This window comes from Wolbachia endosymbiont of Rhagoletis cingulata (assembly GCF_048537655.1).
Classification (GTDB): Bacteria; Pseudomonadota; Alphaproteobacteria; order Rickettsiales; family Anaplasmataceae; genus Wolbachia; species Wolbachia pipientis.
The window spans coordinates 679,101-700,970 of sequence record NZ_CP175927.1; the positions used below are offsets into that span (position 1 = coordinate 679,101).

Here is a 21,870-nt window from a genome sequence, read left to right on the forward strand (position 1 = left end):
TGCCGTAGAAGCGATCAGTTGAAGCTGCACAATAGATGAGGGTAGGTCCCTCGGAGCCGGTTTACAAGAGCAGGCTTCAAACAGCCATAAGCTGCTTTGGTAAAGAGCCATGGTAGTGAGCGTTATGGAAAAGGCGCAATTATGCGTCATGTGTAAAATGGAGAGGCGAATGCAAATGAACCACTGATGAAGTGTCGAAACTTCATAGAAGATGTCAAAACCAGGTGTTCTAGCCTAACCTGGGATAAATCTATCGGAAACTTGTTTACTGGATAGATGGCGTCCGGCATATAGGTGGCGCGGATCCATTTTGGGCTATTGTGTAGAACTGCGGGAACCTGTCATTTCGATGATAAGGGAGAAATCCAAGAAGCTAAACTTCAAGGATGAGAGTACCGATGCGAAGAACAGGGGCGGATCAGCTCGTAGTAGTGAAGAAATTTCTGTAATGGAAATGGAGCGAAGGGGCTGAGTTATTCAGTTTTAATTATTTATCAACCGAAAGGGAGGAGTTAATGAGTAAAACAAAGTCTTTTGATATACCGAAGCAAGTTATTTGGAGAGCTTATAAACAAGTATCGAAAAATAAGGGTGCTGCTGGTGTAGATGAGGTTACGATAACAAAGTTTGAAGAAAATCTAAAAGATAATCTGTACAAGCTATGGAATCGAATGTCATCTGGAAGTTATTTTCCAGAGCCTGTAAAAGCTGTAGCAATACCAAAAGGTACAGAAGGGGGACAAAGAATTTTATGTGTCCCTTCAGTATCGGACAGGATAGCGCAGACAGCAGCTACAATGTATCTAGAACCGTTAGTAGACCCGAAGTTTCATGAAGATTCATATGGTTATAGACCAAACAAATCTGCACTGGATGCGGTAGGAACTGCGAGGAAAAGATGCTGGTGGTACGATTGGACGATAGATCTTGATATAGCAGGATTTTTCGACAATTTGGACCACGAGTTGGCATTGCGAGCTATCAAAAGGCACACAGACTGCAAATGGGTCATACTGTATGTTGAAAGATGGATGAAAGCGCCAATTCAGCAAGCAGATGGAAGTAAGGTAGTTAGGGATAAAGGAGTTCCGCAAGGAGGTTCAATAAGCCCGCTGATCTCAAACATATTTATGCATCATGTATTTGATGAGTGGATGAGACGAAAGTGCCCAACAATACCATTTGAGAGGTATGTAGATGATGCGATAGTGCACTGCAAGAGTAGTAGACAGGCGGAATTTATGAGGGTAGCAATTGAAGAAAGACTGGCTGAGTATAAGCTAAAATTACATCCTGCAAAGACACAAATTGTGTACTGCAAGGATGACAATAGGAAAAATGAATTTCCTAAACAAAGTTTTGATTTTCTGGGTTACACATTTAGACCCAGGTTAGCAAGAAATAAAATAGGAAAGCATTTTGTTTCATTTCTTCCCGCAATTAGCAACAAGGCCAAGAAAAATATTACTACAACCATAAGGTCCTGGAAAATACTACGAAATACACACAAAACATTAGAGGAAATATCAAAGACAGTAAATCCAATAGTCAGAGGCTGGTATCAGTACTATGGCAGGTTTTACAGGAAAGAGATATATAAACCTCTGAGAAACATAGAGCAGCACCTAGAAAAGTGGGTCAGAAGAAAGTATAAGAAGCTTCGAAATCATGGAAGACTAGCGAGGCAACTTCTAGGAAAAATGAGGAAAGAAGGGACAAATACTTTTTACCACTGGACACTAGCTTTAGGTCAAAAGACTGAATAATGGGAGCTGTGTGAGTCGCGAGGGTGCGCCGTGGTACGCATTAAGAAATACTTAGCAGAGCTAAGCGGGGTTCAGAATAAATGGCCTCGAGGTGAACAACTAACTTTAACCCGAAAGGGAAGGAGGACAAGAGCATGTATGTAAAGCGAGAGTTATCTGAAGATGTGTAAGATAACGGCTTGCAACACCTGATCAATATGGTTAAAGCTAAACTGCTTGAATTCTAATCTTCAGGGGTGGGACTTCACATCCATGGGTATCGCATTTAAAACCCCATGTCTACGGTAAGCACAGATTAAACTTTCGTTTGTGTGACATTCTGGCTGTAGAACGATAAGTAGTGAACTTATTTAAGAGGATGAATGGAAAACCTAAGTTGATCTAGAACAGTTCTTAGTGACGGAACATGGGATGACCTAAGGAACGCGAGTTCTATGGTTACGGAGTCATCGTAGTAGTCGTGAAAGTAACGAATCACCGGGGAGCGTGGGAAAGCCACATACAGGGCAAAGGGTGACAGATAATTGAATGTTGAAATTGGGAGGTACGCAAGATGCGGAAAGCTGAAACAATACTTAACATTATACGTGAACGTGGACAAAGAAATTTGCCGGTTAAAAACGTATATCGCCTACTTTATCAGCGTGATCTTTACCTTCGAGCGTATGGCAAACTTTGTCGTAATAAAGGTGCTATGACAGAAGGTGTGACAACTGAAACAGTTGATGGTATGTCTTTGGAGAAAATCGATAAAATCATAGAGGATTTACGCTATGAGCGATATCGGTGGACACCAGTAAAACGTATCTATATTTTAAAGAAGAGTGGTAAACGCAGGCCGTTAGGATTGCCAACATGGTCAAATAAGTTACTTCAAGAAGTAATCCGATTAATATTGGAAGCCTACTATGAGCCTAAATTTAGTGAATGTTCACATGGATTTCGACCAAAGCGTGGATGCCACACTGCATTAAGAGCAGTAATGCAAAAAGGCAGAGGTACAAAATGGTTTATAGAGGGAGATCTCAGTGCATGTTATGACTCAATTGATCATACTATGTTGTTGAAAATACTGAGTGAAAGCTTCCAAGATAACCGTTTTATTCAGCTAATCAATCGACTGCTAAAAGCAGGATATATGGAAAATTGGAAGTACAATAAGAGTCATAGTGGGGTACCACAAGGTTCTATTATTGGTCCAATTTTGAGTAACATATTACTCGATCGGTTAGATAAACATGTGGAACATATACTAATACCAGCAAATAACCGAGGTAAGCGAAGAAAGACAAATCCAAAATATTTAAGGTTAACCATGCAAGTATCGATGATGAGAAAACAAGGGAACTGGGATCAAGCAAAACAACTGCGTCAATTAGTGCAGGGTATGCCATCTAAGGATTCTTGTGATCTAAATTATCGACGTCTTTGGTATGTTAGGTATGCTGATGATATTCTGGTAGGGTTTGCAGGACCAAAAAATGAAGCTGAACAAATTAAAAATGAGATTGCTAAATTCCTCAATGAGGAGCTCAAACTTATGCTTAATGAAGATAAAACGCTTATTACACACGCGTGTGATAGCAAAGCCAATTTTTTAGGTTATAAAATACACGTCTTGCATGCAGATGATAAACATGATCATCGGACACAACGATGTATTAACGGTAGTATTGGGTTACGTGTACCACATCATATAAAGCAGAAAAAGTGTTCTGAATATATGCGTTGTGGAAAGCCTATACATTTACCTCAACGTACACTTGATACAGCTTACAGTATTGTTGCTCAGTATCAAACTGAATATCGAGGAATTGTACAATATTACAAAATGGCCTACAACCTTCACACACTAAGTTATTTGAAGTATGTGATGGAAGTATCATTAGTAAAGACTTTAGCATCTAAATACAAAACAACTTGCAGGAAAATTTATAGAAAATTTGGTGCAATGATTGAAAACGACGAAGGTGAAAAACGAAAAGTCATCCAAGTCAGAGTAGATCGTTTACCATCAAAGATACCATTAATTACACACTTTGGTGCTGTGTCACTAAAATGGAATAAATGGGTAAGTATAAGTGATAACCTTATACCAATATGGAATAAGCGTAGTGAAATAGAGCAAAGACTATTGGCACAAACTTGTGAATTATGTAAATCACAAGAGCAGATTGAAGTACATCACGTACGTAAACTTGCTGATTTGCTAGGTAAACGTAATACTGAGCTACCGAAATGGAAAAAGAGAATGATTGAACGACAGAGGAAGACTCTTGTTGTTTGTCATGAATGCCATAAGAAAATCCAATATGGAAAATATGATGGTGACTCCTTAAAACGTTAGATTATTGGAGAGCCACGTGATACGGAAACGATCATGCGTGGTTCGGAGAGGGGTTGTTGGAAAAGTACTTAACAAGTAACTCGCTGGCTGCCCACTCTACTTCATGCACAGTTCTGCGAGAGACTGGTGGGGAAGTTCCGCCGGTCTACTCTCCATTAGACAAGATTTCCAGCGTTATGAACCACATAGTCCAAATAAGCTCTAAAAATCAGCTAGCATAGCGAGATGCTGTGCGGACGGAATGGGATTCGAACCCATGGTACGCTCATCACGTACGTCAGTTTTCAAGACTGGTGCCTTAAACCGCTCGGCCATCCGTCCATTTCTTTTCTATCACAACATTTGATTTTAAGCAATCTATAAAAGCTTTACTTGCCCACGCAAAAGTTGCTAAACACACTACTCAATATTTCCTCAACATCAATAATTCCAATCACCGCACCAAGTTCAAATGCAGCAAGCCTCAAATCTTCAGATATCAACTCAATTGGATTATCGATATTAAAACGTTGTAAATGTTCCAGTGCTTTCTTCATGTGATTCCTATGTCTTTGCCGAGTGATTACAGGAGTGTCTCTATCATGCCCAAATTTTTCCTCTGCCTTCTCTTTTATGAGAGAGATCAATTTGTTTGTACCTATTTCCTTTAGAATAGAAATGGGTAAAAGATCTATGCCATTAATTTTTATATTGTGATTATTGATAACATCGTCAGCTTTGCTCAATACATAAATGGTGTCATTTTGGTCTGATGTCATGCAAGTAGCTGACACTGGAATCCAGCTATGAACATTGTTTTCAGCACATGTTTCTAGAATCCATTGTCTATTGCATAATTTGCAAGTATTTTTATATCTGGATCCCAGTGTCAAGCACTGGGATGACACCGTTTGTTGATTACAATATTTGCATAGTTGTGTGTCAACGACAGATGGTATATTGCCTGTGGCTTGATAATTGACATCGTGTCGTTGTTCAAAAGGAAATAGCTCTATTCTTAAATCAGCTTCAAAAGACCTCTTTTTCGCTCGACTTATACCTTCTAATTCTATTGGATCTGAACTTTCACGAATTCCAGCAGTATCAGAGAGAATGATTGGGTATCCGCCAATGTCAATATGAGCTTCAAGTATATCTCTTGTTGTGCCTGCATATTCAGAAACAATAGCAATATCACGCTTGGCTAAGAAATTAAACAGAGTTGATTTACCGACATTTGGTTCACCAGTTATTACAATATGTAAACCCTCACGCAACCTTTCGCCCCGTCTATTATCATTTAAATGCTCTTGTATCAACTGCACGAGAGATTGCACTTCATTATTAATTTTTTCCAATTCACTTTTTTCTGCCCAAATGTCCTCTGGAAAGTCTATATATGCTTCGATTTTGGATTGTATCGTTATTAATCTTTGCCTCCAATTGCTGTATAGTCTCTCCAATTCTCCTGATATCTGCTTAATCGCTTGTTTAGCTTGCATTTTCGTCTCAGCATCAATTAAGTCTGCAATCCCTTCTATTTGCGTTAAGTCAAATTTACCATTTAGAAAAGCCCTAAGTGAGAATTCTCCAGGCTTGGCCATAACGAAAACTTTTGATAATTCCTCCAAGATGATTTTTATAACTGCCTTGCTTCCATGCACTTGTAACTCTATAACGTCCTCGCCAGTGAAACTGTTTGGAGCAGGGAAATAGATGATTATTCCATTATCTATCAATTGACTGGAATCATCATATAGATCAACTAAAGTAGCAAATCTTGGTTTAATTTCTTTCTTAATATGAAAATGATTTAAAGCTTTAAGCGCGTAGTTGCCTGAAATTCTGATTACTGCAACTCCTGACTTACCAAATACGGTCGATAAAGCGAAAATAGTTTCATTTGTGTTTGTCATTATTTATATAAACTACTTAGCAATATTACACTTAAGAAACCAAAATACCTAAAAAGTCACCCAGGTGAAAATATTTATTTTGAAAACTGATAATATGATTTATAATGACTGACACAAGTTTTAAATATTTTATGCTCAAGAAATTAGCTTGGTACTGGTCTTTTGTAGAGTTAATTAAAGGGTTTGTTATTACATTAAAATATATGTTTAAGCCAAAGGTTACTTTGAGGTATCCTATGGAGAAGGGCCCTTTAAGTCCAAGGTTTCGTGGTGAGCATGCGTTGCGTAGGTATCCAAACGGTGAAGAACGATGCATAGCTTGTAAATTATGTGAAGTTATCTGCCCTGCTCAAGCAATAGTTATTGAAGCAGAGGAAAGAGAAGACGGTAGTCGCCGCACCACGCGCTATGATATTGATATGACAAAATGCATATACTGCGGACTTTGCCAAGAGGCATGTCCAGTTGATGCAATTGTTGAAGGTCCTAACTTTGAATTTGCTACTGAAACAAGAGAGGAGCTAATGTACAATAAAGAAAAGTTATTGCGTAATGGTGAAGTTTGGGAAGACGCAATTGCACTCAGGTTAAAAAAGAATAGGCCTTATTATTAATGTTCAGAGCTTATAACCCTGTTATCCATTATGATTTAGGGGCAGTGCCCACTAGGGGTGGTGTCATCCCAGTAGCTGATACACAACTGTACGAACATTTGTTTGCGAGGGCAGTATGTTAAATGTTATAGCCTGTTTTGCCTCAAACACAAAGGTGTCATCCCAGTGCTTGACACTGGGATCCAGTAAAATTGATTGTGAACAAGCACACTATGCAACATTTTCAATGAAATTACAAAAAAGCTGGATTCCAGTGTCAAGCACTGGGATGACACCATTTGCTGTGCAATTTACCTTCGAAAATGAATGTTCGTATGGCTATGTGCGTGACACTGGGATGACACCGTTGGAAGAAGCAAACCGCCTTCAAGCTACATGTCCGTATAGGTTTATTTATGGTTAGGGTTACTTTTTCAACCGAACAAAAAGTAAAAGAATACAGTGGTAAAGTCACTGGCTTTGATATATTACAACCGGATGCTTTGAAAGAAGTAGTTGCATTGAAAGTAAATGGTGAGCTATATGACCTCTCACGTGAAATTGAAGCTGATGCAGAGATAGAGGTGATACAACTGAGTGACGAAGTGGGTTTAGATATAATAAGGCATGATGCTGCTCATATAATGGCGCAGGCAGTGAAAGAGCTATTTCCTAATACTCAGATTACTATCGGCCCAACAATTCAGGACGGTTTTTACTATGATTTTGCTACAGATCGTACCTTCACTACGGACGATCTTACCGCAATAGAAAAGAAAATGAAAGAGATTGTAAAAAGTAACCACAGATTTGTTCGAGAAGTTTGGACTCGCAAGCAGTCAGTTGATTTCTTTAGTGGTATAGGCGAAAAATATAAGGTTGATATTATCTCATCGATACCAGAGGGTGAAAACCTAACTGTTTATAGGCAAGGTGATTTTGTTGACCTATGCCGTGGTCCGCACTCACCATCAACCGGTAGAGTTAAAGCGTTTAAACTTATGAAAGTAGCGGGTGCATACTGGCGTGGTGATTCTAAGGGCCCAATGTTGCAGCGAATATATGGCACAGCATGGGGAAATAAGGATGAATTAAACGCTTACCTTGAGTGCCTCAAAGAAGCAGAAAAACGTGATCACCGCAAAATTGCTAAGGATATGGATTTATTTCACATTCAAGAGGAAGCTGTTGGGCAGGTTTTTTGGCATGAACAAGGATATATTCTATATAATGTTCTTGAGTCTTACATCAGAAAGAAGCTAATAAATAATGGCTATTTTGAGGTAAAAACTCCTATTTTAGTAAGTAAAGAGCTGTGGGAAAGATCTGGACATTGGGATAAGTTTCGTGAAAATATGTTTATTGTTGACGAATCTGAGAATAAAAAGTTAGCAATAAAACCCATGAATTGTCCTTGTCATGTGCAGATTTTTAATTCTCACACCAGGAGCTACCGTGATTTACCAATACGTATGGCAGAGTTTGGCACATGCCATAGAAATGAAAGCTCAGGCTCATTGCACGGACTGATGCGAGTGCGTGGTTTTACGCAAGACGATGCACACATTTTTTGTATGGAAGAACAAGTGAATTCTGAGACTATAAAGTTTTGTGACCTTTTAAAAGAAGTATATTCAGAGCTTGGATTTAATGAAATTTCTGTGAAATTTTCAGACCGTCCAGATATTAGAGCAGGTAATGATGAAGTGTGGGATAGAGCTGAAAAAGCGCTGCTTGAAGCCGTTAAAGAAGCGGGCTTGAGTTATAAACTTAACCCTGGTGAAGGTGCATTTTATGGTCCAAAGTTAGAGTTCGTTTTGAAAGACGCAATAGGCAGAAATTGGCAATGTGGAACATTACAAGTTGATTTCATTTTACCAGAACGTCTGGGAGCTTTTTATATAGGGGCAGATGGGCACAAGCATCACCCTGTCATGTTACATAGGGCAATTCTTGGGACTTTTGAGCGTTTTATCGGAATTTTGATAGAAAATTATGCAGGAAAATTTCCAGTTTGGCTTGCTCCAACGCAACTTGCTATTCTGACCATTACAAATGAAGCTGACGGTTACGCCACAGAAATTAGCAATATTTTAAAAGAACAAGGTGTGAGAGTCAAGACTGATTTGACCAATGAAAAAATTAGTTATAAGATACGTTTGCATAGTTCAAACAAGGTTCCTATATTGTGGATTGTAGGCAAAAATGAAGTTACAAGTAAAACTGTGTCAGTAAGAAATTTAGGATCGGAAAGACAGGAGTCTTTTTCTTTGGAAAAGGCTAATGAATCGCTGTTAAAAAGTATTAATTTGAATTAAGGGAGTTAAAGTTTGCAAGTTAAAAAGAACAATAAAAACAGAATTAATGGATTTATCACAGCTAAGGAGGTACGCTTAGTTGATCATAGTGGTGAAATGGTCGGAATCGTGCCAATAGAACGAGCTTTGGAATTTGCACAGGGTGTTGGTTTAGACTTGGTGGAAATTGCACCTGATTCAACCCCTCCAGTATGTAAAATTCTGGATTATAGCAAGCAAAAGTATGATATAAAAAAGAAAGCAAGTGAAGCAAAAAAGAAACAAAAAACATTAACTATAAAAGAAATTAAACTGGGTCCCAATATTGGTGATCACGATTACGGAACAAAATTGCGTCAAGCAAGAGACTTACTTGCCCACGGGCATAAAATTAAAGTCACAATGAGATTTAGAGGGAGAGAGCTTATAAACACTGAAGTTGGACTGGAAAAATTAGAACGGCTAATTCGAGACACTGAAGATATCGCAAAGGTAGAATTGGCACCTAAAAGAGAAGGGAATCAATATTTTTTAGCTCTGGTTGCTAAGTAGCAAAACGGCTTAAGAAGTATAAGTAAAGTTAAATTATCGCTCTCTCTTTGATAACATGGCGAAAATGTCTTATTAATCCTTGAATCGGCCAAGCTGCAGCATCGCCAAGTGCGCAAATTGTATGTCCTTCTATTTGAGTTGTAAGGTCAAGCAGCTTATCTATTTCATCAGGCTTAATATCTCCTGCCACCATCCTCTTCATAATCCTCCACATCCATCCAGTACCTTCACGGCATGGTGTGCATTGTCCACAGGACTCATGCATATAAAAGTGTGATAACCTCTCTATTGCAGCTATTATATCAGTTGATTTATTCATCACTATTACAGCAGCAGTACCAAGCCCTGATTGTGCAGTTCTTAATGAATCAAAATCCATTTCAATAGTATCACATATAGATTTTGGAATTAATGGCACTGAAGACCCACCAGGTATTACAGCAAGTAAATTATCCCAACCTCCTCGCACTCCACCTGCGTATTTTTCAATTAATTCACGTAATGGAATTCCGAGCTCTTCTTCAACATTACACGGGTTGTTTACGTGCCCTGAAATACAAAAGACCTTGGTACCAGTATTATTTGGTTTACCAAGAGATGCAAACCATTCTCCTCCGCGATTCAGAATATCTGGAACCATGGCTATAGTTTCAACGTTGTTTATTGTGGTTGGGCAGCCAAAAAGTCCAACACCTGCGGGAAATGGAGGCTTCATGCGAGGAAAGCCCTTTTTTCCTTCAATTGATTCGAGTTGAGCTGTTTCTTCCCCACATATGTAAGCTCCTGCGCCCCTATGGATAAACACATCAAGATCATAACCTGATTTGCAGGCATTTTTTCCAATTAAACCTTCTTTATAGGCTTCCTCAAGTGCTTTTTTTAGAACTAAATATTCATTATAAAATTCACCCCTGATATAAATATATGCAACTGATGCGCTGATCGCTTTGCCGGCCAGGAGAATTCCCTCAAGTAACTTATGTGGCTCATATCGCAATATATCTCTATCTTTACATGTACCAGGTTCTGACTCATCTGCATTGACTACTAAATATGCTTTTGGGAGATTTTTGGGCATAAAGCTCCACTTAAGGCCGGTGGAAAATCCTGCACCCCCTCGACCTCTCAAACCAGATTTCTTTACTTCATCAATGATCTTTTCTGATCCTAAATCCAGTAATTCCTTTGTTTTTTGCCAGCTACCACGTTTTTTTGCACCCTCAAGTAGTGGAGTTCCTTTACCATTTAGGTTGGTGAATATTTTGTCTTGTTCTTTTAGCATGTTTTTCAAAATTTGTGAGTGATCCCGACGCGATTCGAACGCGTGACCCACTGATTAAAAGTCAGTTGCTCTACCGGCTGAGCTACGGGATCATTTCATTTTTCAGCTATACTAAACATCAATACAGTTTTTATCCGTTTTAATCAAACTAAAATTTTCATGTGTGGTTAAATAAATTATATAATATACTGCGTTAGTGATAATTTAGTTAAAAAATCTATGAATAATTTAAAAAAATTTCCAAAGGAAAACTTCTTGTTAATTTTCAGTTCACAGATTTATTTGGATGGTGTGACGTATAACGCTAAGGAGACAAAAAAATAGAGAAGTGTGTACACCCTGCAGAATTTGTACACTATTTAGCAATAGCCTAATAGATAAATATTTCTTGCATTTCAGCCTGAGTGATTTATGCTTTAAGCAAGAATTACCTGGGGGTATAGCTCAGCTGGTAGAGCATCTGTTTTGCACGCAGAAGGTCAGCGGTTCGATCCCGCTTGCCTCCACCAGTCTATACAGCTCTAGCCGCCACAAAACCTGTCAAAGCAGCTTATTTTAATCTATGAGGATTTTATACTATTTCCCTGAAAATCTCTATTTCTTTTCGTAACTTTTCTCTACACAAGTAATGTTGGTTATTACAATTGTAATATATACTAACTTAACAATAAATTAATCAATAAATGTTAGAATACTAACAATTAATTTATTGGTAACGCCTATGAGTGGAAAAAAGCATGTTTTTAAGATGATACCTGGAAAAGAGGTGTTTAGAAAAACCCCGACTACAAGGATAAAGTGGCCTGAAGGTAATGATCCTACAATGCCTATTAAAAAAGTTGAGCTTGTATCGCTGGATGATAAAAACGATGTAGTACTAGGCTTATTGCCTATAAAACTTTGCAGCAGTTCTTGCCTAGACAGTTACATATGTCTGGAGGAAGAAAATGAAGGAAATCTGGTAGCCAAAGATTATAAAAGTGATTCTAACTTAGATTATGTAAAAAGTAACCATACATTTGTATATTACGGTAATGAGTTGGCTAAGTTATCATATACAAGAGAGCTTGTGCAGCCTTTCAAAACTATGTGTAGCAGTTCTATTAAATCAAAAAAATTGGAATACAAATATGTAACATGGGAAGATTCAGATACTGGCAACAATAAATATTATTTTTCAGACGAGGCAGGAAATATAATCGATTCACCTGACAATGAGGTATTACAAGACATTATGTTATACTACGGTGAGAGACATATAAGAGATGTGCTACTGTTGCTATCAAACGCGTTTACTAAAGTTTTTATTCAGGGCCTAACAGACGGCCAACTAAAAACTCTTGCCAATACTCTTAGTAACGAGCAACTGCAAAAAATAATTCCTGAACTGAGCTCAAGCCAGTTGCAGGCCTTAGCAGAGAACTTAACAGATGAACAACTCCAAGCTTTAGTGGATCATCTAACCAATCACCAGCTAAAAACCCTCGCTCAGGAACTAAATCCAGAAAAGTTACAAATAATTGTTCCTATTTTAAATGATACTCAGCTTGAAGCTCTAGTGAGAAAATTAAATTCAGAGCAAGTAAAAGAAATTTTACCTCACTTAAAAGTGGATCAGTTCAAAGCACTTATTAAAACTTTAAATGACGAGCAATTTACAGTGCTTGCAAAAGACTTGGCTGAGCACCACTTGACAATACTCTCCAAAGAATTAGAAGGTGATCAGTTGAAAGCTTTAGTAAATAGTCTGCAAGAAGAACAACTGAAAGACTTAGTTAATAAGCTTGATCCTGAGAAACTCGAAGCAATTGCTCAGGATTTAACTGATTCTAATAAGATTCAGATTATCATTAAGTCTTTAGTTGACAACCCAGACAAACTTCAAGCTTTTGCTCGCAATATGTCTAATGAGCAGTTTAAAGAACTTTTGGATAACGTAGGCGCAGAAGAGCTTAAAGACATCATTCACAAACTGCCTTATGAGAAAGTGACAGCTGTGATCGGTGATCTCAGCAATCAAGATCAGTCTAAAGCTATTATTGATGCATTAAAAGGGAAACTTGACGAGCAGAGTAAACAGAACAAGGAAATGATTGAGATGCTCAAGCAAATCAAGGACGATATGCCAGGCATTGCAGAAGCTCCAGATTTTACAATAGTAGAAAACAATAACGATTCAATGCTACTTGTATGGTAGCAATTTATGAAAATCAATTTTTTTATAGGAGGTAACTTATTATGAGTAAAAACAATGTAGAATTATATTTTGGTGACGAGCCTTCAGACCAAAGTAAATTACTAAAACTTGAGAGCCCGGTTTTTACAAAACCAGATTTTGTAAAACCAAGTATAGATTCAGTAAAAATTCAGAATAAAGAAAAAGGTGCTAAGGAGTTAGATTTTGATATAAATCAGCCACTGGAAAAAATACCTATAGCGGAAATGAAGCAAACAGCCGCAGCTATAACATACCTTAAAAAGGTTTATGATGGCTTGATAGACAGTATTAATGAGTATAACACAAGTTTAAGCAGTAACATTACAACTGGCATAGTGGAGCCACTGTCAACAACTATATCAAATATAGGGAACAATACAACTGAAATAAAAAGTCAACTTCAAACTCTTCGAGATGAGCTTCAGGAATTTCGTGATGATCAGCCAGGCATTGCAGAAGCTTCCATATTCCCTCATGCTACTGGCGAAGAGAACGGGTTGCTTTAATAAAAAAGGTAATAGCTTGCTAGCTGTTACTCTTTCCACATACCACTTCAATGTAGCTGAATTGATTTTAAAATTATAATTTTTTATAGGAGTTAGCATGAATAATAGTAAACAAGAAAGCAAAAACGAACTTAAAGTAATAAGCAAAATAGAAGTTAACACCAAACCTAAAGGTTATGATGAAACAGTTGCGCGAAATCCAGCGCAGCTTGGTTATGTCCACAAAGCTTTAGATAAATTAATCGCAGAGCTGAACACGAAATTCGTTCCTGAATTGGATGATGTATTGCATAACAATAGCAACTCTATCAGTCAATTAAATGACATGCTAACAGAAGAAAGGAGTAAGCTTGACGAGCTAATTACAAAGGTTGGTAATGAAAATAGTGGTTTAGTACAGAGCCTGAATAACTTACAGACAAAAGTAGAGGAATTAGAAAACAATACCATTAATGAACCAGATTGGGGTTAAACTGGAAAGAGTAATAGTCTCTAGGCTGTGACTCTCTCTACATACCGTTTCAATACAGCCAGGTTAAGGAATCTATTTTAAAACTTTCGGCATATAGTTCTCATCATGTTTTGCAAACACTGTATCTGCAAGAAAAGTACTATTATCAAACATTTTACCTTGCACAACAACACCACTTTTTTCTGAAAACATTGGTGGAAGTATTCCCTGATATTTCACCATAACGCTCTTATTAAAATCTGTCATTTGAAAAATCACTTCACTTTCGTTGCGTATCACGCTATTTTCAACAACCATTCCACCAACACGGATTAGTTTTTGACCATTTGGTAAAACTATTGCCTCACTTACTGTATAGAAAAATGAGATATTTTCTTTGAGCGTTGTTAAAATAAAAAAAACTGCACAACTTAAAAAGCAGAAAATTCCTGAAGTTATAAGTAATCGCTTATGTTTCTTCTTCATGATTATCTTTCAGGCTTTCTAGAATTTTTTTACTTTTAGTATAACAAGAAATGGTAAAAATTAGCTCTCCAGCAATCAGCGTGAAACTAATAAGGTAAGCAAAAATTACATATGTATTCATAATGCATTATCAATAAATAACTCACCTGCATCAAAATAAATTAAGCTTCCATCCTTTTGCTGCAACACCAATTTACCACTTTTATCTATATCAGCAAAAATTCCTTCATACAATTTGTCAGCTAACTTTACACTGATTTGCTCATTCATTTTGAATGCTTTTTTTAACCACATTTCTCTTATAGCATAAAACCCATCAAGTAGCCATTGCTTTCTTAGCTTATTAAAATTTATTATTAATTTCTTTAACAGATCTATGTTAGACACAGACTCACCGTAATTGCTAATGCACGTTGTTCCTGGAAGTGGTGCATGACTGACATTAATTCCAATTCCTATAATGAGCCAATTCGAATTGGATCTTTTTTCAAGCAATATTCCACTTATTTTCTTGCCATCGATTAGAATGTCATTTGGCCATTTATACTGGAGATTTAGACCATTTATAAATGACAGTATAGCATTTCCAACAGCAAGAGCAGTAACAAAAGTCAATTCTGTTAATTTGCTAACTTGATTCATTAAACCTCTTTCTATCATCCCAGTATTTTCCCCAGTGCTTGACACATAACTATGCGAACATTGCAATTTGCAGGTGGTATGTGGTGTCATTCCAGTGCGTGACACTGGAATCCAGTTCTTATTACACAGTTGCCTGATCTGCCCATTTGTAATTAAGTTTTCTGGATCCCAGTGCCAGGCTACTCGGATGACATCATCCTTGGTGGGAATACCACAACGTTTGTACAGTTGTGTGCTTGACCATTCTTCTTGATTTCTAGATTCCAGCGTCACGCGCTGGAATGACACCGAAAGCTGGCTTTCATTCAGATAATCGTTAAAGAGGTTTATTACCAAACTTGCATAAAAATTACCCTCTGGAGAAATCCAGTTTTTTCCGGTGCGCCCCCTGCCTTCTGTTTGTTTATCAGCAACAATAATAGTTTCATTTGATATTCCTTTATCAATTAAATCCAACGCTTCTTTATTAGTGCTTGAAACTTTTTTGTAATGATGAATATGAAAACCCTCAGGGGTCACCTTGTCAGCCCTTTAGTTCAATGAGTGAGTAAAACGTACAAGAAAAGAACGAGGTTGATCAGCGAAGCCACCGAAGTGATAATGAATAGGCCCTTAGAATAAGCAACCTTATTACCACTAGCTTTATCGAAATACATAGCTTTTATAATATTTAGATAATAGTAACACGATACAACACTCGCCACCACAAGGGTCAAAGACAGGCTGATAAAGCCAGAATTTATTAAACTTTTGAATATAAAAAATTTAGCGATAAAACCTGCAAGTGGAGGTATTCCCGACATCGAGAGTAACAGTACAGAAAGATGAAATGCTACAATTGGGCGTTTCTTCCCTATACCAGATAAATTTGCAATATCACAATCTTCATCGTCAATTTGTACAAGATATGAGAATAGCCCTATGCTTGTGATGATATATATCACCAGATACATTAAGGCACTATCTGTTCCTGCTTGTGTAAAAATAGAAAGTGAAGCAAATATAAAACCAATGTGACCAATTGAACTGTAAGCAAGCAGCCTTTTTAAGTTTTGCTGACGTAAGGCCCCAAAAGCTGAGATAAGAACAGACAATGCTGAAACGTATAAGAAAATAGGCTGAACATAACTTTTTACATTTACTAACTCTTCATTCATCAATCGAATTAAAAATGTTACAAGTGCAGCTTTTGGGGCCGTAGAAAAAAACGCAGTTACTATGGTAGGTGCACCTTGATAGACATCTGGAGCCCACATATGAAAAGGAGCAATAGCAAGCTTGAAACACAAACCAATTAGGACAAAGACTAACCCAAAAACTATTCCATAAGTTATCTGATGGTTTTGCAAGAATGAACCGAGCTCAGAGAAATTGACTTGTCCTGTATATCCATAAAGCAGCGACATTCCATATAGCATAATGCAGGAAGATAATGCACTGAGTGTAAAATATTTCACTCCTGCTTCACATGAATAAATCGAATCTTTATTAAAGCTCGCAAGAACATACAAAGATATACTCATCAACTCAAAAGCTAAATAAAAAGAAATCAGACTATTTGCTGAAACCAAAGTTATCATGCCAAATAGCGCAAAAAGAATCAGCATTGAAAATTCATACTTATAGTCATATTTTGATAAATTCAGCATCAAAAGTATTAAAATTCCTGTGCTGAGAATTAACCCTTGGGCTGACCTGATGTATAAATTGAGTTTTAACAACGAATTAAAGAGAAAAATTTCATTGTTTTCTGCCGAAAGAATTAAAATAATCAAAGTTACCACTGCGCAGCCAAGTGCTAATAAGTTGATAGTTCTGCGGTTAAATATAATCCCAAGCAGCAGCAACACTAACGAGGAGATAATAGAGAACGTTTCCGGCAATATCTGTATATAATTCATAGCGCATTATATTTGACTAACAAATTTGCCATACATGGCTTCAAATAATTCAGTGCAAGGGTTGGGTAAAATCCAAGCAAAATAACAAACACTGCAAGCAGAATTAAGACAGAAAATTCTATGCTATCCAAACGGTTATTTAATAATTTAGAATAGCTAACCCCCCATATTATTTGCTTACATAAATTCAGCATATAAACTGCGCTTAAAATAGTGCCAAGTGCGATAAATCCTGTAAAAAACCCTATGCTCTTAAACATTCCAACCATAGCCAAAAACTCACCTGCGAACCCAGATGTTCCAGGTAGCCCTATTGAAGCCATTGAAAATAAAATGAACATAAAACCAAATTTTGGCATTGTGTTTACTATGCCAAAATATTTTGCAATCTCCAAAGTTCCAGTTCGAGTATATAGCATTCCAACACATAAAAATAAAGCAGCAGAAATAAGGCCATGACTAATCATTTGAAATATGCTACCCAGTACTCCTTCCTCACAAAATGAAAAGAGGCCAGCAGTAACGATCCCCATATGTGCTATTGAAGAATAAGCTATTAACTTCTTTATATCATCTTGAGCAAACGCAACTAGAGAAGCATATATCACCGCAATAATGCTCAGCACAACAACGAAATTTGAAAAATACAAACTTGCCTGAGGAAGCATTGGAATAGAAAACCTTAAAAATCCATATCCCCCCATTTTAATAAGCAAGCCAGCTAAAATCACAGATCCAGAAGTTGGTGATTGCACATGTGCATCAGGAAGCCAAGTGTGAAATGGAAACATCGGTACTTTTATTGCAAAAGAAATAAAAAATGCAATCCACAGCAATGACTGCACTTCAAGATCAAGGCTTGGCACTAATGTAGCTAATTTTTGTATATTAAACGTTCCAAAAATGTTATAGATGTAAACCAATCCAAGTAGAAATAATAATGAGCCAGTTAATGTATAAAGAAACAACTTAAACGTTGCATATACCCTGTGTTTTCCTCCCCAGATGCCAATAATAAAGAACATTGGTATTAAAACAGCTTCAAAAAACACATAAAAGCTTATAGCATTCAGTGAAACGAAAAAACCGACTACAAAACTCTCAAGCAGTAGAAACAATGCCATATAGGCTTTTAGGGTCGTATAACTCATTTTGCAGTTGTAGAGTATACAAATTACAAACAAGAAAGTTGTAAGCAGAAGGAAAAGCAACGATATACCATCTATCCCTATTCCAACATTTCTAATTGGGTAGCTGACAAACTGAAAGTCCGCATTGTTATAATCAAATTCTATACAAGCTACAATGCTAAGCAAAAATGGAAGTACAGCAAAAAATAGAGCAAGGAATCTTAAGTGTATAGATTGATGATTAATCCTGATTAAGGATAAAATCAACGCTCCTATCAGTGGAAGCAAGAATATACTAAGTAACAACACCTTCTATTTAATTCCAATAATATATAAAGCACCGATTATTAGAGTAACAAACATAATAAATGCATAATCAAATATATAACCAGTTTGTAACTTTATAGAACTTTTTGAACATTCATTAACCAACCTTACAACACCATTTGGTCCAAATGAATCAATAGCCTTAACATCAAACTTCCATAGAAGCCTAGATATAAACCTTATCGGTGCAATTATAACAAACTCATACACCTCATCAAAGTACCATTTATTCTGCAAAAACTTAAGTAAAAATTTACTCTTAATTTGCCTAATTACTTGATATTGGTAAATTAGGTACGCAAGTGCTATTCCACTTAGGCTTGCTAAGGTTGGCAGTAGTTTTATAAAGAAATTATGAACTCCATGCTCATCAATCATCACTAAACTTGATTTCCAAAACGCATTACTAGTTATGTTCAAAATATTTGCTCCCCATATTCCAGAAAATACTGATCCAAAAGCGAGTATCAGTAATGGTATAAGCATAATCTTTGGTGCCTCATGTATATTAATTTTACTTTGTTTTTGGCTGTGGAACACAAGAAGCAATAACCTCCAAGAGTAAAACGCTGTGAAGAATGCAACAACTAAGCTTATTACAAAAGCAAAGCTATCCGTGCTATAAGCATGTTCAATTATCAAATCCTTTGAATAAAAACCTGCAAATGGGAATATCCCAGAAAGCGCAAGAGATCCAATCCACATGAGAGCGTAAGTGCAAGGGATTTTCTTCCAGCAATTTCCCATTTTCTGAATGTTTTGCTCATGATGCATTGCATGAATCACATTGCCAGCACCAAGAAATAGTAGAGCTTTAAAAAAAGCGTGTGTCATTAAATGAAAAATAGCAACATTGTAAGCAGAAAGCCCACATGCCATGAACATATAACCAAGTTGACTGCAGGTTGAATAAGCAATTATTTTCTTTATATCGTTCTGAGTAATTGCAACGGTGGCTGCAAAAAAAGCAGTGAGTGCTCCAACGATAACTATTAATTCTCGTGCCACATTTGATAACTCAAACAATGGAGAACACTTTGCTACTAAAAATATACCTGCTGTTACCATCGTTGCTGCGTGAATAAGTGCAGAAACAGGAGTTGGCCCTTCCATTGCATCTGGCAACCAAACATGTAAACCAAGCTGTGCAGATTTACCCATACAGCCAATAAAAAGTAATATGCATATTATATGAGTTACTTTGAATTCACAGCAGAATGCCCTAATGTTCTGCGTGCCAAGAAGATCAGTTGTGTCAAAAACTTCAGTAAAATTCAAAGAGTGAAATGTATAATAAATAAGAAAGATTCCAATCAATAGTGCAAAGTCTCCTACCCTATTCACAACAAATGCTTTAATTGCTGCATTATTTGCAGAATATTTTTGGAACCAAAATCCTATGAGTAAATAAGAACATAGGCCAACCCCTTCCCAGCCAAAAAAAAGCTGCACGAAATTATCGCTTACAACCAGCACAATCATGCAAAACGTAAATAGCGATAGGTAAGAAAAAAACCTCGACTTCCCCTTATCATGCTCCATATAACCGATAGAGTAGAGATGTACTACCAGTGAAACGGTGGTAATAACAATAAGCATTAAGGATGAGAGAGCATCCACACTAATTGCCCAATTTACTTTTAAGATGCTCAATGAAAACAAAGGAAATAAACTCAAGTGATAATTTTCAGAGAAGGTGAGAAAAACATACCAAGATAAAACTGCAGATATTCCAATCCCTGCCGTTGTAACTAACTGACTTTTTCTAAAAAGTGCTGCAAATAGCGAACCAAAAAGTGGCAAAAATACTATTAATTTCAGTATATCCATCATACTTTCATTCTTTCATTAAATTTGCTTGTTCAACATCTATATTGCCACGGCTTCTATAATATACAACCAATATTGCAAGCCCAACTCCTGACTCTGCTGCCGCAACAGTCAACACAAACATCACAAAAATTTGCCCAACTATATCATTCATAAAGGCAGAAAAAGCAACTAGATTGATGTTAATCGCCAACAATAATATTTCTATTGATAACAATATATTGATTATGCTCTTACGGTTGATGAAAATACCGCACACCCCAACAGTGAACAAAATAGCAGCAACTATCAAAAAATGATTTAATCCTATTTCCATTCCACTCCTTTTCCAAATTTAGCCTTAACCAATTTTACAGATGAAGATTGCGTCAATTGCTTTAATACATTCTGTTTTTTAACTCCTTTTTTCTTGTCCTGCAAAGTAAGAGCAATTGCACCGACAATTGCAACAAGTAGCAAAATTCCAGAAAGATGAAAAGCGTACATGTAGTCAGTGTAGAGCAAATTACCGATAGCTTTCACGTTATTGGCATTATAGTTTATAACATTACTTATATTCAGCGTTGAGCTGCGGATTACAAAACTGATAATCAAAAAAAACACACCACACAATATAGCACCAAGAGTGAAATGCTTCGCAAAACCCTGGCGCAATCTTATGTAGTCAATATCGAGCATCATAACTACAAAGAGGAACAACACTGCAACTGCACCGATGTATACTATCAGTACCATCATAGCGATGAATTCAGCTCCAAGGAGAATGAAAAGCACTGCAGAGTTAACGAAGGTGAAAATTAAAAATAATACTGCATGCACAGGATTTCTTACACTAATTACGCATACAGCAGATAAAATGCTAAGAATTGCAAAAAAATAAAAGAAAAAAGGCATTGATACTTTAACTGCAACAATAGTTACTAATTTAAAGTGACTATCGTTGTAAAGTCAATATTATATTAAACGTTTGAAAACATTGTACTACAAAGCTCCAGCTCCATTTTAAATTATTATACAGAGCGCTTTCTAAGTGCTTAATCAATACACTAAGTCCTTAATTTATCAATATATAATATGTGTATGTTAGTAATTAATGGCGGCTCAAAATGTACAACATATTTGGTTATTTTAAAAGCAACAATAGTTCTAACGCACAAAGTAGCAGACTAGATGGAGAAAGTTATCAATACACCACAAGAGACTATATGACAATTTACTTTAATAACACACTAGCAAGTTTCAGTAGATCATTGAGAGAATTTAAAGAAAAAGCGTATGGATTTATGTATGATATCGGAACTTGGTTGAAAGAAACATATGAAAATCTCACTGAACGACCTGCAACGCATAATCGCTATACCCCAAAAGAAAAACCCCTTGTTGAAGTTGAAGAAATAGAAATGAAGGAACTAAACCGTACATATAAGCCATTCCAAACTCCACTTATCCACCCAACAAGCAGAAGTTCTGGTGCCAATACCTCAAATCAAGTTGTTGTTACTCGACATACACCTGAAACTACTAAAACAAAATAGATGTAAAACCTACGTTTAAATATGTAGTACTTGAGTGAAGCATTCTTTAACTGTTCTATTCAATAAAACCTTTACAATATTTCAATCATAGGTTTAACTTTACGAAGTTATA

Annotated in this window: 21 protein-coding genes and 3 tRNA genes; 12 read left to right on the plus strand and 12 right to left on the minus strand. The window is 36.7% G+C overall.

Features of this window, described 5'->3' with window-relative positions; all coding sequences use genetic code 11:
- Positions 1 to 349: 349 nt before the first annotated feature.
- The 3 genes from ACJZL3_RS03130 (at position 350) to ACJZL3_RS03140 (ending at position 4,113) form a co-directional block, all read left to right on the plus strand.
- On the plus strand, positions 350 to 472 hold the full coding sequence (locus tag ACJZL3_RS03130) for a hypothetical protein (RefSeq protein ID WP_419198591.1): 123 nt from the start codon (positions 350 to 352) through the stop codon (positions 470 to 472).
- A gap of 43 nt (positions 473 to 515) precedes the next feature.
- Entirely contained in the window at positions 516 to 1,766 is a 1,251-nt protein-coding gene (gene ltrA / locus ACJZL3_RS03135) for a group II intron reverse transcriptase/maturase (protein ID WP_419198617.1), read from the plus strand.
- Positions 1,767 to 2,319: 553 nt separating this feature from the next.
- Positions 2,320 to 4,113, plus strand: a complete 1,794-nt coding sequence (locus tag ACJZL3_RS03140; RefSeq protein WP_253309139.1) for a reverse transcriptase/maturase family protein — start codon at positions 2,320 to 2,322, stop codon at positions 4,111 to 4,113.
- Positions 4,114 to 4,346: 233 nt separating this feature from the next.
- Here ACJZL3_RS03140 and ACJZL3_RS03145 read toward each other — a convergent pair.
- Positions 4,347 to 4,434, minus strand: a tRNA-Ser gene (locus ACJZL3_RS03145).
- Positions 4,435 to 4,481: 47 nt separating this feature from the next.
- The gene (gene mnmE / locus ACJZL3_RS03150; RefSeq protein WP_010082336.1) at positions 4,482 to 6,008 is read right to left on the minus strand and encodes a tRNA uridine-5-carboxymethylaminomethyl(34) synthesis GTPase MnmE; all 1,527 of its coding nucleotides are present in this window, start codon (positions 6,006 to 6,008) and stop codon (positions 4,482 to 4,484) included.
- A 131-nt stretch (positions 6,009 to 6,139) separates the two neighbouring features.
- On the opposite strand from mnmE, the gene nuoI reads away from it, so the two are divergent.
- The 4 genes from nuoI (at position 6,140) to infC (ending at position 9,450) form a co-directional block, all read left to right on the plus strand.
- The gene (gene nuoI, locus ACJZL3_RS03155) at positions 6,140 to 6,622 is read left to right on the plus strand and encodes an NADH-quinone oxidoreductase subunit NuoI (protein WP_038199316.1); all 483 of its coding nucleotides are present in this window, start codon (positions 6,140 to 6,142) and stop codon (positions 6,620 to 6,622) included.
- A gap of 115 nt (positions 6,623 to 6,737) precedes the next feature.
- Positions 6,738 to 7,025, plus strand: coding sequence for a hypothetical protein (locus ACJZL3_RS03160; protein WP_010962961.1), 288 nt, complete (start codon positions 6,738 to 6,740; stop codon positions 7,023 to 7,025).
- Complete coding sequence (gene thrS, locus ACJZL3_RS03165) at positions 7,018 to 8,919, plus strand: threonine--tRNA ligase (protein WP_010962960.1); 1,902 nt, start codon at positions 7,018 to 7,020, stop codon at positions 8,917 to 8,919. The genes ACJZL3_RS03160 and thrS overlap by 8 nt, the downstream gene beginning before the upstream one ends.
- Before the next feature lie 12 nt (positions 8,920 to 8,931).
- Positions 8,932 to 9,450: a translation initiation factor IF-3 gene (infC, locus tag ACJZL3_RS03170; RefSeq protein WP_006279610.1), complete on the plus strand. Its 519-nt coding sequence runs from the start codon at positions 8,932 to 8,934 to the stop codon at positions 9,448 to 9,450.
- Positions 9,451 to 9,478: 28 nt separating this feature from the next.
- Here infC and nuoF read toward each other — a convergent pair whose 3' ends face one another.
- A complete protein-coding gene (gene nuoF / locus ACJZL3_RS03175) occupies positions 9,479 to 10,732 on the minus strand; it encodes an NADH-quinone oxidoreductase subunit NuoF (RefSeq protein WP_010962959.1) in 1,254 nt (417 codons plus the stop codon).
- A 19-nt stretch (positions 10,733 to 10,751) separates the two neighbouring features.
- Positions 10,752 to 10,824 (minus strand) — tRNA-Lys (locus ACJZL3_RS03180).
- 341 nt (positions 10,825 to 11,165) lie between these two features.
- Here ACJZL3_RS03180 and ACJZL3_RS03185 point away from each other — a divergent pair.
- From ACJZL3_RS03185 to ACJZL3_RS03200, 4 genes are all read left to right on the plus strand, one after another.
- Positions 11,166 to 11,241: transfer RNA gene (locus ACJZL3_RS03185), tRNA-Ala, on the plus strand.
- A 212-nt stretch (positions 11,242 to 11,453) separates the two neighbouring features.
- The gene (locus ACJZL3_RS03190) at positions 11,454 to 12,929 is read left to right on the plus strand and encodes a magnesium transporter MgtE N-terminal domain-containing protein (protein ID WP_038199255.1); all 1,476 of its coding nucleotides are present in this window, start codon (positions 11,454 to 11,456) and stop codon (positions 12,927 to 12,929) included.
- A gap of 41 nt (positions 12,930 to 12,970) precedes the next feature.
- Positions 12,971 to 13,456, plus strand: a complete 486-nt coding sequence (locus ACJZL3_RS03195; RefSeq protein WP_010082371.1) for a hypothetical protein — start codon at positions 12,971 to 12,973, stop codon at positions 13,454 to 13,456.
- 97 nt (positions 13,457 to 13,553) lie between these two features.
- On the plus strand, positions 13,554 to 13,928 hold the full coding sequence (locus ACJZL3_RS03200) for a hypothetical protein (RefSeq protein WP_010082372.1): 375 nt from the start codon (positions 13,554 to 13,556) through the stop codon (positions 13,926 to 13,928).
- A 72-nt stretch (positions 13,929 to 14,000) separates the two neighbouring features.
- Here the strand turns inward: ACJZL3_RS03200 and ccmE are convergent, their stop codons facing one another.
- From ccmE to ACJZL3_RS03240, 8 genes are read right to left on the minus strand one after another with little or no spacing between them, the layout of a single operon-like run.
- On the minus strand, positions 14,001 to 14,393 hold the full coding sequence (gene ccmE, locus ACJZL3_RS03205; protein WP_010082373.1) for a cytochrome c maturation protein CcmE: 393 nt from the start codon (positions 14,391 to 14,393) through the stop codon (positions 14,001 to 14,003).
- On the minus strand, positions 14,377 to 14,514 hold the full coding sequence (locus ACJZL3_RS03210) for a CcmD-like small membrane protein (protein ID WP_010962957.1): 138 nt from the start codon (positions 14,512 to 14,514) through the stop codon (positions 14,377 to 14,379). Before ACJZL3_RS03210 ends, ccmE begins: the two co-directional genes overlap by 17 nt.
- Positions 14,511 to 15,554, minus strand: a complete 1,044-nt coding sequence (locus ACJZL3_RS03215; protein ID WP_419198944.1) for a biotin--[acetyl-CoA-carboxylase] ligase — start codon at positions 15,552 to 15,554, stop codon at positions 14,511 to 14,513. The genes ACJZL3_RS03210 and ACJZL3_RS03215 overlap by 4 nt, the downstream gene beginning before the upstream one ends.
- Positions 15,555 to 15,571: 17 nt before the next feature.
- Positions 15,572 to 16,936 (minus strand): NADH-quinone oxidoreductase subunit N, encoded by a 1,365-nt coding sequence (locus ACJZL3_RS03220; RefSeq protein WP_419198945.1) that lies wholly within the window; start codon positions 16,934 to 16,936, stop codon positions 15,572 to 15,574.
- Positions 16,933 to 18,375: a complex I subunit 4 family protein gene (locus ACJZL3_RS03225; RefSeq protein ID WP_010962955.1), complete on the minus strand. Its 1,443-nt coding sequence runs from the start codon at positions 18,373 to 18,375 to the stop codon at positions 16,933 to 16,935. Before ACJZL3_RS03225 ends, ACJZL3_RS03220 begins: the two co-directional genes overlap by 4 nt.
- A 3-nt stretch (positions 18,376 to 18,378) precedes the next feature.
- Complete coding sequence (gene nuoL, locus ACJZL3_RS03230; RefSeq protein ID WP_022626390.1) at positions 18,379 to 20,226, minus strand: NADH-quinone oxidoreductase subunit L; 1,848 nt, start codon at positions 20,224 to 20,226, stop codon at positions 18,379 to 18,381.
- A gap of 4 nt (positions 20,227 to 20,230) precedes the next feature.
- Positions 20,231 to 20,539: an NADH-quinone oxidoreductase subunit NuoK gene (gene nuoK, locus ACJZL3_RS03235; protein WP_010962953.1), complete on the minus strand. Its 309-nt coding sequence runs from the start codon at positions 20,537 to 20,539 to the stop codon at positions 20,231 to 20,233.
- The gene (locus tag ACJZL3_RS03240; RefSeq protein WP_010962952.1) at positions 20,530 to 21,117 is read right to left on the minus strand and encodes an NADH-quinone oxidoreductase subunit J; all 588 of its coding nucleotides are present in this window, start codon (positions 21,115 to 21,117) and stop codon (positions 20,530 to 20,532) included. Before ACJZL3_RS03240 ends, nuoK begins: the two co-directional genes overlap by 10 nt.
- A gap of 212 nt (positions 21,118 to 21,329) precedes the next feature.
- On the opposite strand from ACJZL3_RS03240, the gene ACJZL3_RS03245 reads away from it, so the two are divergent.
- Entirely contained in the window at positions 21,330 to 21,758 is a 429-nt protein-coding gene (locus ACJZL3_RS03245; RefSeq protein ID WP_010082321.1) for a WD_0964 family protein, read from the plus strand.
- Positions 21,759 to 21,870: the final 112 nt, after the last annotated feature.

Bases quoted from the DNA above. Each gene is read 5' to 3' on its own strand.
- ACJZL3_RS03130 (WP_419198591.1), top strand. From the start codon at position 350: ATGATAAGGGAGAAATCCAAGAAGCTAAACTTCAAGGATGAGAGTACC.
- ltrA (WP_419198617.1), top strand. From the start codon at position 516: ATGAGTAAAACAAAGTCTTTTGATATACCGAAGCAAGTTATTTGGAGA.
- ACJZL3_RS03140 (WP_253309139.1), top strand. From the start codon at position 2,320: ATGCGGAAAGCTGAAACAATACTTAACATTATACGTGAACGTGGACAA.
- mnmE (WP_010082336.1), bottom strand. From the start codon at position 6,008: ATGACAAACACAAATGAAACTATTTTCGCTTTATCGACCGTATTTGGT.
- nuoI (WP_038199316.1), top strand. From the start codon at position 6,140: ATGCTCAAGAAATTAGCTTGGTACTGGTCTTTTGTAGAGTTAATTAAA.
- ACJZL3_RS03160 (WP_010962961.1), top strand. From the start codon at position 6,738: ATGTTAAATGTTATAGCCTGTTTTGCCTCAAACACAAAGGTGTCATCC.
- thrS (WP_010962960.1), top strand. From the start codon at position 7,018: ATGGTTAGGGTTACTTTTTCAACCGAACAAAAAGTAAAAGAATACAGT.
- nuoF (WP_010962959.1), bottom strand. From the start codon at position 10,732: ATGCTAAAAGAACAAGACAAAATATTCACCAACCTAAATGGTAAAGGA.
- ACJZL3_RS03190 (WP_038199255.1), top strand. From the start codon at position 11,454: ATGAGTGGAAAAAAGCATGTTTTTAAGATGATACCTGGAAAAGAGGTG.
- ACJZL3_RS03195 (WP_010082371.1), top strand. From the start codon at position 12,971: ATGAGTAAAAACAATGTAGAATTATATTTTGGTGACGAGCCTTCAGAC.
- ACJZL3_RS03200 (WP_010082372.1), top strand. From the start codon at position 13,554: ATGAATAATAGTAAACAAGAAAGCAAAAACGAACTTAAAGTAATAAGC.
- ccmE (WP_010082373.1), bottom strand. From the start codon at position 14,393: ATGAAGAAGAAACATAAGCGATTACTTATAACTTCAGGAATTTTCTGC.
- ACJZL3_RS03210 (WP_010962957.1), bottom strand. From the start codon at position 14,514: ATGAATACATATGTAATTTTTGCTTACCTTATTAGTTTCACGCTGATT.
- ACJZL3_RS03220 (WP_419198945.1), bottom strand. From the start codon at position 16,936: ATGAATTATATACAGATATTGCCGGAAACGTTCTCTATTATCTCCTCG.
- nuoL (WP_022626390.1), bottom strand. From the start codon at position 20,226: ATGATGGATATACTGAAATTAATAGTATTTTTGCCACTTTTTGGTTCG.
- nuoK (WP_010962953.1), bottom strand. From the start codon at position 20,539: ATGGAAATAGGATTAAATCATTTTTTGATAGTTGCTGCTATTTTGTTC.
- ACJZL3_RS03240 (WP_010962952.1), bottom strand. From the start codon at position 21,117: ATGCCTTTTTTCTTTTATTTTTTTGCAATTCTTAGCATTTTATCTGCT.
- ACJZL3_RS03245 (WP_010082321.1), top strand. From the start codon at position 21,330: ATGTACAACATATTTGGTTATTTTAAAAGCAACAATAGTTCTAACGCA.